This is a genomic window from Flagellimonas algicola (assembly GCF_005937185.1).
GTDB classification, from domain to species: domain Bacteria; phylum Bacteroidota; class Bacteroidia; order Flavobacteriales; family Flavobacteriaceae; genus Flagellimonas; species Flagellimonas algicola.
Map to the genome: position 1 here is coordinate 74,049 of NZ_VCNI01000002.1, position 19,421 is coordinate 93,469.

The window sequence follows — 19,421 nt, forward strand, 5'->3', positions numbered from 1 at the left end:
TCCGCGTTTTATATATATTCATTTAAGATTCCTATAAGGGTATTGGCATCCTGCTCTCCGCTTTGTCGCCATACCATTTCCCCCTTTTTGTAGATCATAAGGGTAGGTAAACCTTTGATTCGAAGTGCCTGTGACAGCTCCTTGTTTTTATCAACATCTATCTTGATCACTTTTCCCTTATCACCCAAAGCCGCAGCAACATCCCGCAGCACCGGGTGCATGGAAGTGGATTGTTCGTTCCATTCCGCATAAAAGTCCAACAACACTGGTACTTTTAAATCGATAAGTTCGCCGAATTTTGACATGTATTATCTGGGTTTACCAACCAAAAGTAAGAAAATTTGTTAAAATCTTGAAGAAGCCCTTATATATCCTACAAAAGACAACGTTAATTTCACGTTAAACCTTTCTTTTTTAGGGTAATCACAGTAATCTCTGGCCAGATACCTACACGTCCCGGATAACCAATAAATCCAAACCCCCTATTGACGTTAATAAATTGGTTGAGTTCCTCATATACCCCAGCCCAATACTTGTAGCGCCATTTTACCGGACTCCATTTTACCCAACCCGGAATCTCAACCCCAAACTGCATTCCGTGCGTATGTCCACTAAGGGTCAAATGAAAATGGTAATCGTCATGAATCACCACATCTTCCCAGTGCGAGGGATCATGGCTCATTAAAATTTTAAAGTCATCTTTGGAGACACCGGCTTTAGCTCTTTCCAAATCACCCGCTTTCTTAAATCCGCCTCTACCCCAGTTCTCAACACCCAATAGGGCAATACGTTGGCCATCTTTTTCCAAATAGCGATGTGTATCCAACAGCAGGTCAAAGCCCATTTCCTTTTGCATGTCCTTTAAATCCTGAAGGTTTTGGGTTTTGGCCTCATCCGAAGGCCATTCCGTGTAATCCCCATAATCATGGTTCCCCAATATGGAATACTTACCGTCCTTTGCTTTCAAGGAGGAAAAAAGTTCTGCCCAAGGTTCCATTTCCACCGCCTTATCGTTGACCATGTCCCCTGTAAAGAGAATCACATCACTTTGTTGCTTATTGATCAAATCAATGCCGTAGGCCACTTTGTTTCGGTTATCAAAACTGCCACTGTGCACATCGGAGATTTGTGTAATCTGATAGCCATCAAAGGCATCCGGCAAATCTTCAAATTCCATTTCATAGGTAAGCACCTTATAATTGTATTTGCCCCTATACATTCCATAGAGCAAAGCTCCAAATGGCAAAGCTGCAATTCCGAGGGCTATACCACTTATAAACTTTCTTCGAGATGGAAAAAACTTGGTCTGTGGCTCCGTTAATCCCGCAATCTTGTTGTATCCAAAAACAAAAAGTCGCACCACATCCTCTAACAAGAGAAAGATTCCCAAAATAAGACCCAGCATTAAAAAAGAAAAGAAAATTCCACCTGCCGTGGCGATCTGACCACGCACTCCATCGCCAGGAGTGTAATTGAGTACTCTTATAATAAAATTGAGCAAGGCCGCCAAAAAAAGCACACCATATAAAATTTGAATCCAAGTACTTTTAAAAAGGGTCTTAAAGCCTTGAAAACCGTAAATGGCCAGCACTATATAAACAATGGATAAAATGATTAGAAACCTTGGCATGCAAACTTTTTTATAAAGATATTTCTTTCCTTAGGGAACATTGGGCTTTTTGCGTTTATTTAACGCGTTGTACAATCTGACGAACGGTTTCCAAATTTGTTACGGCCACTTGATCTTCTCGAAGATGGGTATTGGAATTCATAGAAATTTTACCTTCCAAAGCAATAGGGTTTCCGAAAGAGGTTCCAGACAAATGAATGGCAGATAACCCATCAGACTTAAATTGCTCCGCATTCTCCAATTTGATCCCGCCGCCTGCTATAACTTTCACTCCTTTGGAAACGGAATTCAGCTCCTTTAAAAGTTCCAACCCTACTTCTGAGGAAGTTTCTTGACCTGAAGTCAGTACATAATCCACTCCCATTGCTTCCAATTGCTCGAAGGATTTGCGGGGGTTAGGTACCCAATCAAAGGCACGGTGAAACGTGAATCGCATAGGTCTTGAGGCTTTGATCAATTCTTGGGTACGATCAACATCCATCTCAAAATCTGGAAGCAAAACCCCAGAAACAATACCTTCTACACCTAAATCCTTGCAAACCTGTATATCCTGCATCATAGTCCTGAATTCCCCATCGTTAAAGGTAAAATGTCCTCCACGCGGTCTAACAAGTACATGCACCGGGATTTTCAAAGCCTCTTTCACCAATGCAATCAATCCAGCGGAAGGCGTGATTCCACCAACCCCCAACTCGGAACAAAGTTCTATTCTATCCGCTCCAGCTTCTTGCGCGTTCAGCGCAGATTCCAGTGAATTGGCACAAACTTCTACCAGCATATTCCTATATTTATGAACTCAAAATAACAACAAAAATATTGACTTCCGATGCTGCAAAATTCGGAACGAGAAAAGCAGCCGGAACAAACCATCCAAACCTTAACTATCCATGCAAAGAAGAAAGTTTCTTAAAAAATCTGGCTTGACCACGGCGGGACTATTGTCCGCTCCCGTTTTGGCTTCTTGTAAAACCGAAACCGCAAAGGCACCCACTTTATCCGAAACCAAAGCTGTAAAACCCATTGTTATTTGCACTTGGAACTTTCAAAACGCTTCAGCCAAGGCTTGGGAGGTACTAAGTAGTTCGGGCAGTTCGCTTGATGCCGTGGAGGCCGGGGTAATGGTGGAAGAGGCAGATACCAGCAATCAAACTGTGGGTGTAGGGGGCAGACCTGATCGTGAAGGCAGGGTTACCTTGGATGCTTGCATTATGGACAAAGATGCCAATTGTGGCGCAGTGTTATGCATGGAAAATATAGCCCACCCTATTTCCGTGGCCAGAAAGGTGATGGAAGAAACTCCCCATGTAATGTTGGCAGGATTAGGCGCTGAACTCTTTGCTTACGAACAGGGTTTTGAGAAAACCAATTTGCTTACTGAGCAATCCAAAAAAGAATGGGAGGAATGGAAAAAAACGTCCAAATATGAGACCATTATCAATATTGAAAATCACGATACCATTGGGATGTTGGCCATTGATGAAAACGGGGACATTGCCGGGGCCTGTACCACAAGTGGTATGGGTTATAAAATGGCCGGTCGCGTAGGGGATTCACCTATAATAGGTGCCGGTTTATTTGTGGATAACGAAGTTGGAGGAGCTGCAGCCACGGGAGTTGGAGAGGAAGTGGTACGGACAGTGGGCAGTTTTTTGATCGTGGAGCTCATGCGTCAGGGAAAATCACCCCAAGAAGCTTGCGAAGAAGGGGTTAAGCGCATCATGAAAAAAAATGAAGGCCGTAAAGATTTCCAGATTGGCTTTATCGCAGTGAACAAAAAGGGGGAGACAGGGGGTTACTGTGTACATCCGGGATTCACCTATCGGGAGTATTCAGATAAAGGGCATGAGAACAAAACGGTAGAAAGCTTCTATCAAGGTTAGACAAGAGATACTGGACCGCTTCGCTCCTGGATACAAGACACAAGACACAAGACTTCTTGGCTCTTTTTTCTTGATTCCAACTTCTTTTTCTACCTTTAAAAACTGTGCGACCACAATAGCAAAACAAGCTTCGCATTTTTAATTTCATTTATCTAACCCAACACTATGTCCGATCAGAAAAGACTCTTCCTTCTGGATGCCTACGCTCTCATTTTTAGGGGTTATTACGCCTTGCTGAAAAATCCTAGAATAAACTCCAAGGGCATGGATACTTCTGCCATCATGGGGTTTGTGAATTCCCTCTTTGATGTGATCAAACGGGAAAAACCGGACCACCTTGCCGTATGTTTTGACAAGGGCGGAAGTGTAGAACGAACCGAACTTTTTGAGGAGTACAAAGCCAACCGGGACGAAACACCGGATGCCATTCGAATAGCGGTTCCCTATATCCAGGATATTTTAAGGGCCATGAATATTCCCGTGGTGGTCTTGGAAGGTTATGAAGCTGATGATATTATCGGCACTCTGGCCAAACAGGCGGAAAAAGAGGACTATAAAGTTTTTATGGTTACCCCGGACAAGGATTTTGGGCAACTGGTTTCCGAGAACATTTTCATGTATCGCCCAGCACGAATGGGCAATGGAATTGAAATTTGGGGTATACCAGAAGTTCAAAAACGCTTCGGTGTAGTGCGTCCTGAACAGGTAATTGATTATCTGGGAATGATGGGCGATGCTAGTGACAATATTCCAGGACTTCCTGGAGTAGGTGATAAAACTGCCAAAAAATTCCTGGCCGAATACGATTCTTTGGAAGGGCTTTTGGCCAATACGGACCAGCTCAAGGGAAAAATGAAGGAGAAAGTGGAAGCCAATGCCGAGTTGGGTCGGTTATCACGGAAGCTGGCCGAGATCAAAACGGATTGCGATGTTACTTTCAATGCGGACGATTATGAAATGTCTGAACCGGATGGAAACAAAGTACAGCAGATTTTTGATGAGTTGGAGTTCAGAAGACTAAAGGAGCAATTCATTAAGATATTTTCTGGTGAAGCTGAAGCCCCGGCCTCAACTGCACCTACCCAAGGAAAGCCTGCTGCCCCCAAACCACAAGCCGCCGGTAGTGGCCAATTCAGTTTGTTTGGTGCAGACCCCAGTGCGGCCCCGGCCACCATCAAAGATGCCAATAGTAGAAATACGGTATCAGATGTTCCCCATTTGTACCAAAGCATAGTTCCCGGTCTTGGCCTTCAAATTTTTATGGAGAAACTGATGCAACAAACTTCGGTTTGTTTTGATACGGAAACCACCTCCATTAATCCGTTGGAAGCAGAACTTGTGGGAATCGCGTTTAGCTGGGAGGCCAAAAAAGGCTTTTATGTACCAATTCCTGAGGAGCGGGAAAATGCTATGGAAATATTGGAAACACTGCGACCATTTTTCGAATCCGAGGCCATAGAAAAGGTAGGGCAAAACCTAAAATACGACATCAAAGTGATGAAAAATTATGGGATTGAGGTCAAAGGAAAACTCTTTGATACCATGCTGGCCCATTACCTTATCAATCCAGATATGCGTCACAATATGGATGTTTTGGCCGAGACCTACCTCAACTATACCCCAGTTTCCATCACCGAGCTTATTGGTAAAAAAGGAAAAAATCAATTGAGCATGCGTCAAGTTCCTTTGGATAAGCAAAAGGAGTATGCCTCCGAAGATGCCGATATCACCCTTCAGCTAGCTGAGCATTTCAGACCCGAATTGGCAGAAGCAAAAACCGACGAGCTTTTCGAAAATATTGAAGTTCCATTGCTAAGGGTTCTAGCCGACATGGAAACCGAAGGCATCAATTTGGACAAAGATTTTCTAAATGATTTATCCGAAGTACTCGACAAGGACATCAAATCCCTAGAACAAAAAATCTATGATGCTGCCGGGGTACAATTCAACATTGCTTCACCCAAACAGTTAGGTGAAATCCTATTTGAGCAAATGAAATTGGTGGACAAGCCCAAGAAAACCAAAACGGGTCAATATTCCACAGCGGAAGATGTGCTTTCCTATTTGGCGAAAGATCATGAAATCATCCAAAACGTTTTGGACTTTAGAGGTCTAACCAAACTTAAAAGTACCTATGTGGATGCGTTGCCCAATGAAGTTCAGCAACATAGCGGCAGAGTCCATACCGATTATATGCAAACCGTGGCCGCTACCGGACGATTGAGCAGTAATAATCCCAATCTGCAGAATATTCCCATCCGAACGGAACGGGGAAGACAGGTTCGTAAAGCGTTTATCCCAAGAGATGAAAACTACACCTTGCTTGCCGCGGATTACTCCCAGATAGAGCTCCGCATCATTGCGGCTTTAAGTGAGGAGGACACCATGATAGAAGCGTTTAAAAATGGAGAGGATATCCACGCCTCCACGGCATCCAGAGTTTTCAATGTCCCTATTGAAGAGGTAACCCGGGAACAACGGGGCAATGCCAAAACTGTCAACTTCGGAATCATTTATGGGGTTTCAGCATTTGGACTAAGTAATCAAACGGATCTTAGCCGAACCGAGGCGAAAGAGCTTATTGAGACCTATTACAAAACCTATCCGAAACTTCGGAATTATATGGGAGACCAAGTAGACTTTGCCCGCGACAACGGCTATGTTCAAACCGTATTGGGCCGAAGAAGATATTTGAAGGATATTAACGCGGGTAACCAAGTAGTGCGGGGTGCAGCGGAACGAAACGCGGTTAACGCACCCATTCAGGGGAGCGCTGCAGACATCATCAAAATTGCCATGATCAACATCCACAAAAAACTCACCGAAGGTGGGTTTAAAACCAAGATGCTGTTGCAGGTTCACGATGAATTGGTTTTCGATGCCTATAAACCCGAGTTGGAAGAAGTCAAAAAGTTAATCAAAACCGAAATGGAAAATGCCTATGAACTGGCGGTTCCGCTTGACGTAGAAATGGGTCTTGGGGATAATTGGCTGGAGGCACATTAATCTCACTATTTTAATATGTCAAGAATTCCACAGATTGCATTACTTGTTCTGGCAACCCTATGCTTGATTTCAAAACTTAATGCCCAAGAACCGGCTAAAAAACCCAACATTATCTATTTTCTGGCTGATGACCTGGGTTATGGTGAGGTTGGCGTTTATGGACAGGAAAAAATCAAAACCCCGCACATTGATGCCTTGGCCAAAGAAGGTATGTTATTTACCCAGCATTATTCTGGAGCACCCGTTTGTGCCCCAGCCCGTTACATTTTGATGACCGGTAAACATGCGGGACATGCCTACATCCGAGGAAATGATGAATGGCGGGAACGTGGAGAGGTTTGGGACTACAAGAAAGCCTTTACCAATACCAAGCTGGAAGGACAACGGCCAATTCCTGAAAACACGATTACCTTGGCAAAAAAACTTAAAGAAGCCAATTATGTCACTGGAGTGTTTGGCAAATGGGGTCTTGGGGCTCCGGAAACCGAAGGAGTTCCTACCAAACAGGGATTTGATTCCTTTTACGGGTACAATTGCCAAAGACAGGCACACAATCTTTATCCCAGCCATCTATGGGAGAACGAGACAAAAGTTTATCTGAAAAATGAACTCATTGCTCCCCATGCCAAGCTGGATGCTTCGGTAGATCCCAAGGATGAGTCGAGTTATGATATGTACTATCAAACCGATTATGCCCCTGAATTGATTCATAAAAAAGCACTTTCGTTTATAGAGCAGAATCAAGACAGTAATTTCTTTCTTTATTACGCCTCCCCCCTTCCTCATCTGCCCCTACAGATTCCAAAAAAATACGCTGCTCCGTACAGAGAACAAATTGGTACTGAAGATCCATATGTTGGGGACAAAGGTTACTTCCCGAACCCTTATCCCCGGGCAAGTTATGCTGCTATGATTACTTTGTTGGACCAGCAGCTGGGAGAACTGGTTGCCAAACTCAAGGAGTTGGGGCTTTATGAAAACACTTTAATTATGTTTTGCAGCGACAACGGCCCTACCTACACAGGGGGTGCGGATTTTGAATATTTCGAGAGCTCAAAACCTTTTACCAATGGCGCCGGCAGAACCAAGGGGCACGTTTACGAAGGTGGTATCCGGGTTCCTTTTGTAGCCAGTTGGCCTGGACAGATTAAAGCGGGAAGTGTGTCCGATCATATTTCCGTTTTCTATGATGTACTGCCCACACTTTGCGACATAGTGGATGTTGCACTTCCCCAAATTGTGGATGGCGTTAGTTTTAAACCAACGCTGTTGGGTTCCGAACAAAAAGAACATGATTTTCTTTATTGGGAATTCCCTAGTTATAAAGGGCAGCAAGCTGTTAGAATGGGCAAATGGAAAGGCGTCCGGAAAAACATTTTTGAAGGCAATCTTAAAATAGAGCTCTATGATTTGGAGAACGACCTTAAGGAAGCAAACGATCTGGCGGACCAATATCCAGAGGTTGTTGAAAAAATAACCCGAATCATGGAGCAGGAGCATGAGCCAGCGATCAATGATCGCTTTAAGTTCGCAGAGCTGGGAGATAAGTAACTTCCTCCTGTCGCGAATTGCGCAGAAAGGCATTTAATTCATAAAATCCACACAATTATGGAATCCGAAGCATTGGCAAAAGAGTGGTTTCGACTTTGGGAAACCGGTGAGTTCGAGGATTTACCTATCTCCGATGAATTTATACACACTAGTCCCTATGGGACCATTGAGGGAAAAACAGCCTATCTGGATTTGGTAAAAGTAAACAAGGACAAATTCTTGGGGCATACGTTTGAAATTCATGACTTGATTTCGGATTTAAACAAAGCATGCATCCGATACACGGCCATAAAAGAAGCTTTTAGGTTGGAGGTCACGGAGTGGCATTATACCAGGGACAGTCTTATCTATAATATAGTTGCCTACTATAATATTGAAGGTGAAATCAATAAGGACAGAAAACTGTCCATGCCCGATTGAATTCAATTAAATATGATCATCTGTAATAGCTACACCTCATTGGAGTAGTAGTTGTAACCTATCTGGACCAGAACCTTTAGGAATATTTCAAAGTCCTGATTGTCCAAATCCTTGATTGCGAGTTTACGAAGGTTCACTGCATGGGGCAAAACCAATTTGATAATCCTCTTCCCTTTTCGGGTAAGCTCCAATTTGAAGCGTTTTTGATCCCCATCAAAACGAGTTTTACTTATCCACCCTTTTTTCTCCAGTTTTCCAATAACCCTAGAGGTCGTCGCACGATTTCTAAAGTTGGAACGCACAATATCCCTTTGGGAAGCGGTCTTGCCCAATTCGGATATACGGTGCAAAATCACCCATTGCTCAATGGTCAAATCCACTCCAAGTTCTTCAAACTTCTTTAGATAGGCTTCCTGAATTCTTCTTAGAACCAAGTCCAAATGAAGCCCAATACCCGATATTTCATCAATTTGATTCAGCATTCACTACGCATGTTTTCGTCCATCACCTTTTGAAAATCACCTTACTAATGTATCCATTTTCACCCATCGGGTAAAACCCTCCTCAATTTTAACAAAAATTATGGTTCCATTCTCTAAATATCCGCTCAAATTTCATATTTTTGTTGCATTAACAACAATTTTTATCTTACATCAAAATATAACACCTATGGAAACTACTGCAATCCCTAAAATTCATGACTCCGCTCAGGATTTTATGCCAATCAATGGCACCGATTACATTGAGCTCTATGTGGGCAACTCCAAACAAGCGGCCCATTTCTATAAGACCGCTTTTGGTTTTCAATCTTATGCTTATGCTGGTCTGGAAACCGGACTTACTGATCGCGAAAGCTATGTAGTAATCCAAGACAAGATTCGCTTGGTGCTTACTTCTCCCCTTAAAAGTGGGACAGACATTGGCAGACATATTGACCAACATGGTGATGGTATCAAGGTAGTTGCCCTTTGGGTAGATGATGCCACTTATGCTTACAATGCGGCCATGGAAAGAGGGGCCAAGTCATATATGGAACCGGAAGTGATGGAAGATGAAACCGGTAAGATTGTACGATCCGGAATCTACACCTACGGAGAGACCGTTCATATTTTTGTAGAACGCAAGGATTACGAAGGCACTTTTATGCCAGGATTCAAGAAATGGGAAACCCCAGACTATAATCCAGAATCTACCGGCTTAAAATATGTTGATCATATGGTAGGCAACGTAGGATGGAACAAAATGGATTACTGGGTAGAGTTCTATGAAAAAGTAATGGGCTTCGTGAACATTCTCTCTTTTGATGACAATGATATTTCCACAGAATACACCGCCTTGATGAGTAAGGTAATGAGTAACGGAAATGGACGCATCAAGTTCCCAATCAATGAGCCCGCCGAGGGCAAAAAGAAATCCCAGGTTGAGGAGTACCTTGATTTTTATGAGGGTGAGGGTGTGCAGCACATTGCGGTGGCCACAGATGATATTATTACCACAGTGCGACAATTGAGAAGTCGTGGGGTTGAATTTCTTCGTGTCCCTGACACTTACTACGATGCCGTTATGGATCGGGTAGGAACAATTGATGAGGACATTGCTCCACTTAAAGAACTTGGCATCCTGGTAGATCGTGATGATGAAGGCTATTTACTACAGATTTTTACCCGTCCTGTCGAACCAAGACCGACCATGTTCTTTGAAATCATCCAAAGAAAAGGTGCACAATCGTTTGGAAAAGGTAACTTTAAGGCACTGTTCGAAGCTATTGAACGCGAACAAGAAGTAAGAGGTACTTTGCATTAATTAAGTTAAGAGTGTTGGGTTATGAGTTAAGGTACATTATTGTCTACTTGAAACTCATAACTCTTAACTCGCAACTCAAAACTAAAATCCATGCCGATTTATCATAAACTTGGAAGAATTCCACAGAAAAGGCATACCCAATTCACCAAGCCGGACGGAAGTCTGTATTACGAGCAATTGTTTGGCACCATTGGTTTTGATGGGATGTCTTCTCTAATCTATCATGAGCATAGGCCCACACAGGTGTCCGCAATTGGTGATTCTATTGATGTTAATCCAAAAATAGCCGTGAGCCACAACATTGCTTCCCGTAAATTAATTGGGTTCGATGTAAAGCCAAAAGATGATTTTTTGGATGCCCGAGAACCGCTTTTGGTCAACAGTGACGTACATATTGGACTGGCAGCTCCAAAAAAATCCCTAAACGAGTATTTCTATAAAAACTCGGATGCCGACGAAATGTTGTTCATCCATAAAGGAACGGGGACATTAAGAACATTTTTGGGCAATATTCATTTCGAATATGGAGATTACCTCATCATTCCCAGAGGGATGATCTATCAAATAGAATTTGATTCCGAAGACAACCGCATTTTATATGCCGAGTCCTTCCACCCTATTTACACCCCAAAAAGGTATCGTAACTGGTTTGGTCAATTATTGGAGCATTCCCCTTTCTGCGAACGGGATTATAAACTACCCCAAGACCTAGAAACCTATGATGAAAAAGGCGAATTTGTCATCAAGGTAAAAAAACAGGGCATGCTACACAGTTTGGTTTATGCTACTCACCCTTTTGATGTAGTGGGTTGGGATGGATACAATTTTCCTTACGGGTTCTCTATTCACAATTTTGAACCTATTACGGGGCGCGTGCACCAACCGCCTCCTGTGCACCAAACTTTTGAAACTGGTGCCTTTGTCATCTGCTCGTTCTGTCCAAGGTTGTACGACTATCACCCAAAAGCCATTCCAGCACCATATAATCATTCCAACATAGACTCCGATGAAGTGCTGTACTATGTGGATGGGGATTTTATGAGTCGAACAGGGATTGGCCCAGGATATATTTCCTTGCACCCCGCAGGAATTCCGCATGGTCCACATCCTGGCACCTACGAAGCAAGCATTGGCAAAAAAGGCACGGAAGAACTTGCCGTAATGATAGATACTTTTAAACCACTACAAATTACTGAGAATGCACTCAAGATTGACGATGGAAGCTATTATAAATCTTGGGTGGAATAAATCACCGGATAATGTCACCTCAAGCGCAGTCGAGAGGTCTTAAGAAGTTCTAGACTGCGCTCGAACCGACATCTTTTATAGATAAACAAATGATTATCAACATACCTGAAAATTCAGATTTTTCAATACACAACCTCCCATTCGGGATTTTTTCCACTGAAGATAGAAGCCCGAGGGCAGGAATAGCAGTCGGAGAACATATTTTAGACCTGGCTGCAGTCGCAGAATTGGATGTCTTCGAGTTTAATACCGCAGTTCTGGAGAAGGACACACTTAACGACTTTATCGCTTTGGGAAAATCCATTACCAAAAAAGTTAGGATTGACATTCAACATTGGTTAAAAGATGAAGGTTCAATTTTGGCCGGAAAACCGGAGCTTTTTGTCCTCCAGTCCGAAGCGCAAATGCATATGCCTGTCTCGATAGGAGATTACACGGATTTCTATTCCAGCATTGAACACGCTACCAATGTGGGCATGATGTTCCGTGATCCAGAAAATGCACTTTTGCCTAATTGGAAGCACATTCCTGTGGGGTACCACGGAAGAGCCTCTTCCATTATTTTAAGTGGCGAACCTATCCACAGACCTAAAGGTCAAGTTTTGCCTAAGGATGCTTCAACTCCAGTGTTCCAAGCATCAGCCCGCTTGGATTTTGAGCTGGAAATGGCGTTTATCACAGGCAAAAACACAGCCCTGGGTGAGACTGTTTCCACAGCGGAAGCCGAGGACTACATTTTTGGCATGGTACTTTTCAATGATTGGTCGGCCAGGGATATTCAAAAGTGGGAGTATGTTCCCTTAGGGCCATTTTTGGCCAAGAACTTTGCCTCCTCCATTTCGCCTTGGATCGTAACCATGGAGGCTTTGGAACCCTTCCGGGTTGCCGGACCCGCCCAAGAGCCCAAGGTGCAATCCTATCTGGAGTTTGACGGCAACAAAAACTACGACATCAACCTGGAAGTTGCCTTGCAACCTGATGGAGCGGAAGAACAGATTATTTGCAATTCCAATTACAAATACATGTATTGGAACATGGCACAGCAATTGGCACACCATACGGTGAATGGCTGTAATATCAATGTTGGGGACTTGTACGGTTCGGGAACTATCTCAGGGAAAGATGAAAATTCCTATGGATCTATGCTGGAACTGGCCTGGATGGGGACCAAACCCCTTCAAATGAAGGATGGTACTGAACGTAAGTTCGTCCAGGACGGAGACACCGTGATCATGTGCGGGCATGCCACGAAAGATGGGGTTCGTGTTGGCTTTGGAGAGGTTTCCACTAAGGTGCTTCCGGCAAAATAGATTTATCTTAGCATAACATAAATCCAATCCATGTCCAGCATAAAGACCATTGATCCCAATTCCATTTCCCAACCTGAATTGCATTCGTACTTGCTTACCGCTGTAGCCCCTAGGCCAATCGGGTTTGTAAGTACCATTGATTCCGCTGGAAATGTGAATTTAAGCCCATTCAGCTTTTTCAATGTTATTAGTTCAAATCCTCCCATCATGATATTTTCTCCGGCCAGAGGCAGGAACAATATGCCTAAACATTCGCTTCAAAATGTTCAGGAAGTTCCGGAGGTGGTCATCAATATTGTGGATTTTCCAATTGTAGAGCAAATGTCGCTCTCCAGCACGGCCTATGATAAGGACGTCAATGAATTTGTCAAATCCGGACTGACCCAGGTGCCCAGCAAAAAAGTAAAACCTCCAAGAGTGGGAGAATCTCCGGTTTCGTTTGAGTGCACCATAGATCGAATCATTGAATTGGGCGATGGCCAAGGAGCTGGCAACCTCATCATGGCAAAGGTTGAATTGATACATATTCAGGATCAATTTTTGGATGAGGAGGATAAACTGGATCCCTTAAAATTGGACTTGGTGGGAAGAATGGGCGGAAGTTGGTATACCCGAGCCAGCAACGCTTCACTTTTTGAAATTCCCAAACCCATTAGAACCAAAGGTATGGGGGTTGATGGATTACCTTCGGGAATCAGAAACAGTACTGTTTTAACTGGTAACAATTTAGGAAGACTGGGCAATTTGGAACAGTTGCCCACTGCGGATGAGATTGACAAGGTGGCTAAAGGTGACGAAATCCGTATGATGCAAAAGAAATTGAACGGAAATCCACAGAAATTTAAAAAAGAACTGCACTGGTTATCACAACGTATGTTGATGGAAGAACAAACCGAAAAGGCATTGGCGGTTCTTATGTATGCTGAAAAACTTGAAGCATGAGCAAAGGAATTGAGTCTATATTCAAACCGTATCTACAGCCCAAAAAAGCATATGAAGGTGGAAAAGGCATCCCTCCTTCCAAGGGCAAAAAAATATACAAGCTTTCTTCCAACGAGAATCCGTTGGGACAATCTCCCAAAGCAACGGAGGCCCTGCTCAAGGCCGCCCAAAACGTACATATTTATCCCGATCAAACAGATATTAGACTGCGAGAAGCTTTGGCAAAGGATTTTGATCACCAACTATTGGCTGATCAGTTCATCTGCGGCAACAGCGGTTCCGAGATTATTGATATGATCTTAAGGGCATTTGTCAATGAGGGTGATGAGGTCATTTTTTCCAATCCCTGTTTTCTGCCCTATTCTGTTTTTTCCAGATGGTACGGCGCTGTTCAAGTGGATATCCCACTATTGGAACCCGATTACACCTTGGACTTGGAAGGTATTTTAAATGCCATTGGCCCAAAAACAAAAATTATCTTTTTGACCAGTCCCAATAACCCTACGGGCACCTATATTCCAAAGTCGGTCCTCGATGATTTTTTCCATCGAATTCCAAATAACATTTTGGTGGTTTTTGATGAGGTTTACCGACATTTTGCCAACGCATCGGATTATATTACCGCTTTACCATATGTTCAACAAGGTTTTAACATTATCGGAATCAATAGTTTTTCCAAGACCTATGGATTAGCCGGACAGCGTATTGGTTATGGGTATTCCACTGAAAAAATTGCGAAATACCTTAGACAAATTCACAAACCCTTTCTGTTGCCACTTACTTCCCTTGAAGCTGGCATTGGCGCTTTGGAAGACGAGAATTTCATCCAAAAAACAGTGGAAACAGTTCATGAAGGCCGTGAATTTCTTTCCGAAGCTTTTGATCAACTAGGCATTGTTTACTGGCCTTCCCAAGCCAATTTTTTTCTGATAGACCCTCCATTACCTGAATTCGAGTTTACCGAAATCTTGATGGAGCAAGGTATCATGGTTAGACCCGTTTCACAGTTTGGTGCTCCCGGAAAGGTGCGCATCACCATTGGTGATCATGAGGCCAATAAAGCGTTAGTTAACGCTTTGCAAAAAATAAAGCCCCAAGGATAAACCAAGGGGCCATTTATATCTACTTAAAAGTTTCCTATTCCTCTTCCACTTGTTTGATAAAGACAGCCTCGGCACCATCATAATTATTTTCATCGACATCAGCACCATCTATGATCAGGGTATTTTCATCCTCCATGACAATGGTTATGGTTCTTTCTTCCATGGCTTCATCCGATAGGGTAAGTTGGTCGTCTTCCAGCGTCCAAGTTGCTGCCTCTTCATCCATCTCAGCAGGACAAGGTATTTCCAATCCACCAGATCCGGCATTAATGGACAAGTGATCTACCTTGCTTTCAGAAACAGAAGATCCGTCATCGTTAAACGTCAAAGTGATAAGGTCACATTCGTTTTCTGTCAAGTATTCCAAGATTTGTTTGGCAAAGTTCAACTGATCATCATTCAGGGTTTCATCAAAACGCAAGTCGGACAAAAGCCATTCACCGACCAGATTATCATAGGAGACTACATTTTCAACATTGTCATCACTGGTATCATCATTGCTGGTATCGTCCGTGTCCGATTCATCATTTGTATCATCAGAGTCATCATCGGAACCTTGCTCCATATTTGGATCCAAATCGGCATCATCCGTACTGTCGGTAGAGCAGGAAAACACCAAGGCCAATGCCAAGAAAAGTAAAAGGTAAGTTCTTTTCATCGTATTTAGTTTGTGGGGTTTACATTGCAGATAACGCAAAATCCAATTAAATAGTACTGAAAAGCCCCATGGAATCAGAGTACAAACCTATAGGTTGCCTTTAACAAAAAGATGTTTTGTGGTTTCTGACCGAAGATATTGTCTCCCAAACTTGGCAGCAGTCCTGCAGTGGGATCTCCGGATTGGGATACATCTTGGGACCAGACCAGAAAAATCTCCGAACCTGGGATATACTCCCATCTAACCACCAGGTTAGAGCGGAATTGCACAAAAGAAAAATCAGGGTCATCAAAGGTAAAATCCACATCCCCATCCAAATCATCATCCACAGAGAACACATCCTCCGAAAAGCTTAATTGCTCCGGGACGTAAGCCGTGAATCGGTCTTCAAAAGTCTTGGCACTAGCATTGGAGATATGTTTGAAGTTGGAATAACGACCTCTGGAAATAAACGGTTGTCCCCAATATTGAATCGTTAAATTAGGGCTAATGTTGTAATTCAAACGAAGGGACATACTCAAAGTACGCTGATTGACCTCCCCGTTCAGATATCGAGCCGAGCCATTAACTTCATCAAAATTGTCAATGTACTGGAGTTTGTTATGGTTGATGCTCAAGGAGGGAAAGGCAGAAATACGCAGCGCATTGACAGGCTGATATACAAACCCCGCTTCTATCAAATAAAATTTTAAGGAGTTGTCCACTGTCTTTGTTCCTCGATGGAAGGCACTAAAGCGAAGCTTTTTTCTATTGTCCGTATTTATACTGTTCCAAAAACTTATCCACGGGGATGATCTTAGTCTTGGGCCGCCGCGTAAGGCAAAGTTGTCGTATTCGATGGGTGCATAATTGAATCCAATGTTGGTAAACCAATTGTTTTTCCAGTTTTGCCAACTGTTGGTATTGAACTGTAGGTAATTATGGTTCCCACCAAAATCCCAGGCCGTCCAGTGGTTGTAATTGATGCCCACCCTTCTAAAAGTGCTATCAGGTTTAAGGGTTTGATATCCAATCCAGGTATAGTGTCTGATATCGTCGGATTGACGTTGAAATCCAAGATCGTTTATTTCCAGTTCAGGAGATCGCCACGTACCTCCGGATTCAAACTTCCAGTGCCCGTTTCCAACTTTTCCAATTTGAACATTTCCTCCAGTACCTGATAATGAAGTCCTTTCCGAGTCCAACGCCACATGATCCGCGTCTACTCGTTGAAATAAATGCGTAATGGATTCTTGGGTGTTTTGTATGGCCTCCTCACTTCCTTTAACATGACTAAATATCACATTGCCCTCCACATACCAATCCCTATTGGCCCACTGATGTTTAAAATCCAATCCTCCCGTAAATGCGGATTTATGAAGAAAATCCAGATCCTGTGTAAGATTGTCCCGATTTGTTGCAGTGAAAATCCCGCCGATGTACGAATTTCTGTCATTAAAATCCTTTTGGAGTCGGCCCACAAAATAATTCGTCAATGGTTCAACCATTTCCCTACGCCCTTCCCCACTTTCATTTCTGATGGCAGCATATCTCTTTGCTGTCACACTTTCCAGGACCCCAATGGCCCAGCCATCCTTGGTTTTACCGCTAAATTTTGCGGCTCCAATAATGGGCGTCTTATCCGGTTGATCTATAAATTCATTATCCGCAATATCAATGGATCCTTGAGGACTCCTGCCTATTCTTCTGGAGTAAAATAGATTATCAAATCCAAAGGTGTTGCCTGCTTCTGATTCTGACAACCTGAAATCAAATATGTTTTTGTTCTCAACGAAAAAAGGTCTTTGCTCCCTAAAAAAGATTTGAAAACCGTCCAAGGCAATAGCTGATGGGTCGGCTTCCACTTGACCAAAGTCAGGATTTACAGTTAGATCCATGGTCAGGTCATTGGTCACGCCAATCTTGGCATCCAGACCTACGGTGAATTCACTTTCGTTACCATCCCTAAAGGGATTTCCATCTTCTGCCTCATAGGTCTCACCACTGGTAACCGTGTAGGGTTGAATCTCCAATTGCTTTTGGGGCTCCATGTTCTTTAATCCATGTAGTTCCCCAAACTCACTGACCCAACCTGGCTGGTCTATGGGTTTTCGCTGCCAAACGGAACGTTCTTCCGCCCTAAATATCCTTCGGGTGGATTGCAAGCCCCAAACTTGATTTTCGGAAGAACCGAATTTTAGTTGACTTAATGGAATTTTGAACTCAGCTGTCCAGCCTTCGTCATCAATATTGGTTTTAGTATACCAAATGGGGTTCCAACTTTCATCCCAGTTGTTGCCGTTGTTAGAAACAAACTCGTCTCCCTTAACTCCAGATACACTTGTTGTAAATGAAAAAGCCGTACGCTTATCGTGATAACTATCAATATTGAACTCTATAAAATCGCCTTCAAAACCATCACGGCGGGACATCCGCTTTACAATTTTATCCGGTTCAGAATCGTAGCAGCGCACTCCTATATATAGGTTCTTGTTATCATACACAATTTTAAACCTGGTTTGGTGGGTTGGTGCGGTATTCTCATCGGGCTGCAATTCAATATAATCTCCAGCCCATTCCACGAGATTCCAAACCGGGTCATCCAAACGACCATCAATAGCAGGTGGCTGTTCTTTTCCTATGGAAGTTGTAACATAAATCTTCTTGGGAACTACGGCTGTTGAGTCCTGTGCTTTTAGATGAGAGCCAAAGAAAAGCAAAGGCACTAGGATGATTAGTCTGGACACTTTGAATGTTTTTTGATTGATTTGCTACCTTAAAGACCAGCAAATTTTGGAACAGTTACAGTGACCTTGAATATTTGGATGATTTTAACAAAAAGTAGCTTAGTTTTGTCCCTTCCAAAGCAACCATTTTAGTATTGAAACAAAAAGTCAAAAATATTCCCAATCAACCATTTGTAATTCAATCTAATAATTGTACATTTGCAGCCCGTAATTCGGGATAGGTTTTTAAATCACTAATATTCTAGAAGTGGACACATTAAGTTATAAGACTATTTCTGCCAATAAATCTACCGTTGACAAACAATGGTTATTGGTTGATGCTGAGGGAGAGACATTAGGTAGATTGTCATCTGTAGTAGCCAAGTTGCTAAGAGGAAAACACAAGCCAAACTTTACCCCCCATGTAGATTGTGGCGATAACATCGTTGTGATCAATGCTGAAAAAATTAACTTGAGCGGAAACAAATGGGCAGACAAAGAGTATCAAAGATACACTGGATACCCCGGAGGACAGCGTTCCACTACTGCACAAGAAATATTGGAAAAGCATCCGGAAAGACTTATTGAAAAGTCCGTTAAGGGAATGTTGCCCAAAAACAGATTGGGAGCTGATCTGTTCAGGAACCTTAAAGTATACGCCGGTGCGGAGCATGGTCAAGAGGCACAAAAGCCAAAAGCAATAAACTTAAACGACTACAAATAATGGAAGTGGTTCATAAGATCGGTAGAAGAAAAACTGCTGTAGCAAGAGTATATGTTTCCGAAGGAAAAGGAAACATCACCATAAACAAAAAGGAATTAAAGGATTACTTTACCACTGCTCCATTGCAATACAAAGTAAAACAACCTTTTGCCTTGACCGAAACTGAAGATACTTACGATGTTAAGGTAAATGTTTACGGTGGAGGAATCACTGGACAGGCGGAAGCTGTTCGTTTGGCATTGTCCAGAGCTTTGTGCGAAATAAATGAAGAGAACAGAACCGTTCTTAAGCCCGAAGGTTTGTTGACCAGGGACCCAAGAATGGTGGAAAGGAAGAAATTCGGTCAGAAGAAAGCCCGTAAGAAATTCCAGTTCTCCAAACGTTAGGATTTTCGGTGCATTTGCACCACATATTATAAGTTCATTGAAAACCCTGATGCAT

Annotated in this window: 17 protein-coding genes; 11 read left to right on the plus strand and 6 right to left on the minus strand. The window is 42.9% G+C overall.

What is annotated here, in order from left to right; all coding sequences use genetic code 11:
* Window positions 1–8 precede the first annotated feature (8 nt).
* The 3 genes from FGG15_RS09230 to FGG15_RS09240 form a co-directional block, all read right to left on the minus strand.
* Window positions 9–305, minus strand: a complete 297-nt coding sequence (locus FGG15_RS09230) for a thioredoxin family protein (RefSeq protein WP_036382448.1) — start codon at window positions 303–305, stop codon at window positions 9–11.
* A gap of 89 nt (window positions 306–394) precedes the next feature.
* Entirely contained in the window at window positions 395–1,630 is a 1,236-nt protein-coding gene (locus tag FGG15_RS09235; RefSeq protein ID WP_138835555.1) for a metallophosphoesterase, read from the minus strand.
* A 55-nt stretch (window positions 1,631–1,685) separates the two neighbouring features.
* Window positions 1,686–2,408, minus strand: coding sequence for a copper homeostasis protein CutC (locus tag FGG15_RS09240; protein ID WP_138835557.1), 723 nt, complete (start codon window positions 2,406–2,408; stop codon window positions 1,686–1,688).
* Window positions 2,409–2,517: 109 nt separating this feature from the next.
* On the opposite strand from FGG15_RS09240, the gene FGG15_RS09245 reads away from it, so the two are divergent.
* The 4 genes from FGG15_RS09245 to FGG15_RS09260 all read left to right on the plus strand — a co-directional run bounded on the left by FGG15_RS09245 (window position 2,518) and on the right by FGG15_RS09260 (window position 8,487).
* Window positions 2,518–3,510: an isoaspartyl peptidase/L-asparaginase family protein gene (locus FGG15_RS09245; protein WP_138835558.1), complete on the plus strand. Its 993-nt coding sequence runs from the start codon at window positions 2,518–2,520 to the stop codon at window positions 3,508–3,510.
* A 165-nt stretch (window positions 3,511–3,675) separates the two neighbouring features.
* Window positions 3,676–6,516, plus strand: coding sequence for a DNA polymerase I (polA, locus tag FGG15_RS09250; RefSeq protein WP_138835560.1), 2,841 nt, complete (start codon window positions 3,676–3,678; stop codon window positions 6,514–6,516).
* 15 nt (window positions 6,517–6,531) lie between these two features.
* Window positions 6,532–8,067: an arylsulfatase gene (locus FGG15_RS09255; protein WP_138835562.1), complete on the plus strand. Its 1,536-nt coding sequence runs from the start codon at window positions 6,532–6,534 to the stop codon at window positions 8,065–8,067.
* Window positions 8,068–8,124: 57 nt separating this feature from the next.
* A complete protein-coding gene (locus tag FGG15_RS09260; RefSeq protein ID WP_138835564.1) occupies window positions 8,125–8,487 on the plus strand; it encodes a nuclear transport factor 2 family protein in 363 nt (120 codons plus the stop codon).
* A 29-nt stretch (window positions 8,488–8,516) separates the two neighbouring features.
* On the opposite strand, the gene FGG15_RS09265 is transcribed toward FGG15_RS09260, so the two are convergent.
* A complete protein-coding gene (locus FGG15_RS09265; RefSeq protein WP_138835565.1) occupies window positions 8,517–8,969 on the minus strand; it encodes a MarR family winged helix-turn-helix transcriptional regulator in 453 nt (150 codons plus the stop codon).
* A 187-nt stretch (window positions 8,970–9,156) separates the two neighbouring features.
* On the opposite strand from FGG15_RS09265, the gene hppD reads away from it, so the two are divergent.
* The 5 genes from hppD (at window position 9,157) to hisC (ending at window position 14,893) form a co-directional block, all read left to right on the plus strand.
* Window positions 9,157–10,290, plus strand: coding sequence for a 4-hydroxyphenylpyruvate dioxygenase (gene hppD / locus FGG15_RS09270; RefSeq protein WP_138835567.1), 1,134 nt, complete (start codon window positions 9,157–9,159; stop codon window positions 10,288–10,290).
* Window positions 10,291–10,380: 90 nt separating this feature from the next.
* Window positions 10,381–11,538: a homogentisate 1,2-dioxygenase gene (locus FGG15_RS09275; RefSeq protein WP_138835569.1), complete on the plus strand. Its 1,158-nt coding sequence runs from the start codon at window positions 10,381–10,383 to the stop codon at window positions 11,536–11,538.
* Window positions 11,539–11,627: 89 nt separating this feature from the next.
* The gene (gene fahA, locus FGG15_RS09280) at window positions 11,628–12,848 is read left to right on the plus strand and encodes a fumarylacetoacetase (protein WP_138835571.1); all 1,221 of its coding nucleotides are present in this window, start codon (window positions 11,628–11,630) and stop codon (window positions 12,846–12,848) included.
* Between the two features lie 30 nt (window positions 12,849–12,878).
* Window positions 12,879–13,790, plus strand: a complete 912-nt coding sequence (locus FGG15_RS09285; RefSeq protein WP_138835573.1) for a flavin reductase family protein — start codon at window positions 12,879–12,881, stop codon at window positions 13,788–13,790.
* Entirely contained in the window at window positions 13,787–14,893 is a 1,107-nt protein-coding gene (hisC, locus tag FGG15_RS09290) for a histidinol-phosphate transaminase (RefSeq protein WP_138835575.1), read from the plus strand. The genes FGG15_RS09285 and hisC overlap by 4 nt, the downstream gene beginning before the upstream one ends.
* Before the next feature lie 34 nt (window positions 14,894–14,927).
* Here the strand turns inward: hisC and FGG15_RS09295 are convergent, their stop codons facing one another.
* Entirely contained in the window at window positions 14,928–15,551 is a 624-nt protein-coding gene (locus FGG15_RS09295) for a hypothetical protein (protein ID WP_138835577.1), read from the minus strand.
* 74 nt (window positions 15,552–15,625) lie between these two features.
* A complete protein-coding gene (locus tag FGG15_RS09300) occupies window positions 15,626–18,277 on the minus strand; it encodes a DUF5916 domain-containing protein (RefSeq protein WP_138835578.1) in 2,652 nt (883 codons plus the stop codon).
* Between the two features lie 247 nt (window positions 18,278–18,524).
* Here FGG15_RS09300 and rplM point away from each other — a divergent pair, with 247 nt between their 5' ends.
* On the plus strand, window positions 18,525–18,980 hold the full coding sequence (rplM, locus tag FGG15_RS09305) for a 50S ribosomal protein L13 (protein WP_138835580.1): 456 nt from the start codon (window positions 18,525–18,527) through the stop codon (window positions 18,978–18,980).
* Entirely contained in the window at window positions 18,980–19,366 is a 387-nt protein-coding gene (rpsI, locus tag FGG15_RS09310; RefSeq protein ID WP_138835582.1) for a 30S ribosomal protein S9, read from the plus strand. The genes rplM and rpsI overlap by 1 nt, the downstream gene beginning before the upstream one ends.
* Window positions 19,367–19,421: the final 55 nt, after the last annotated feature.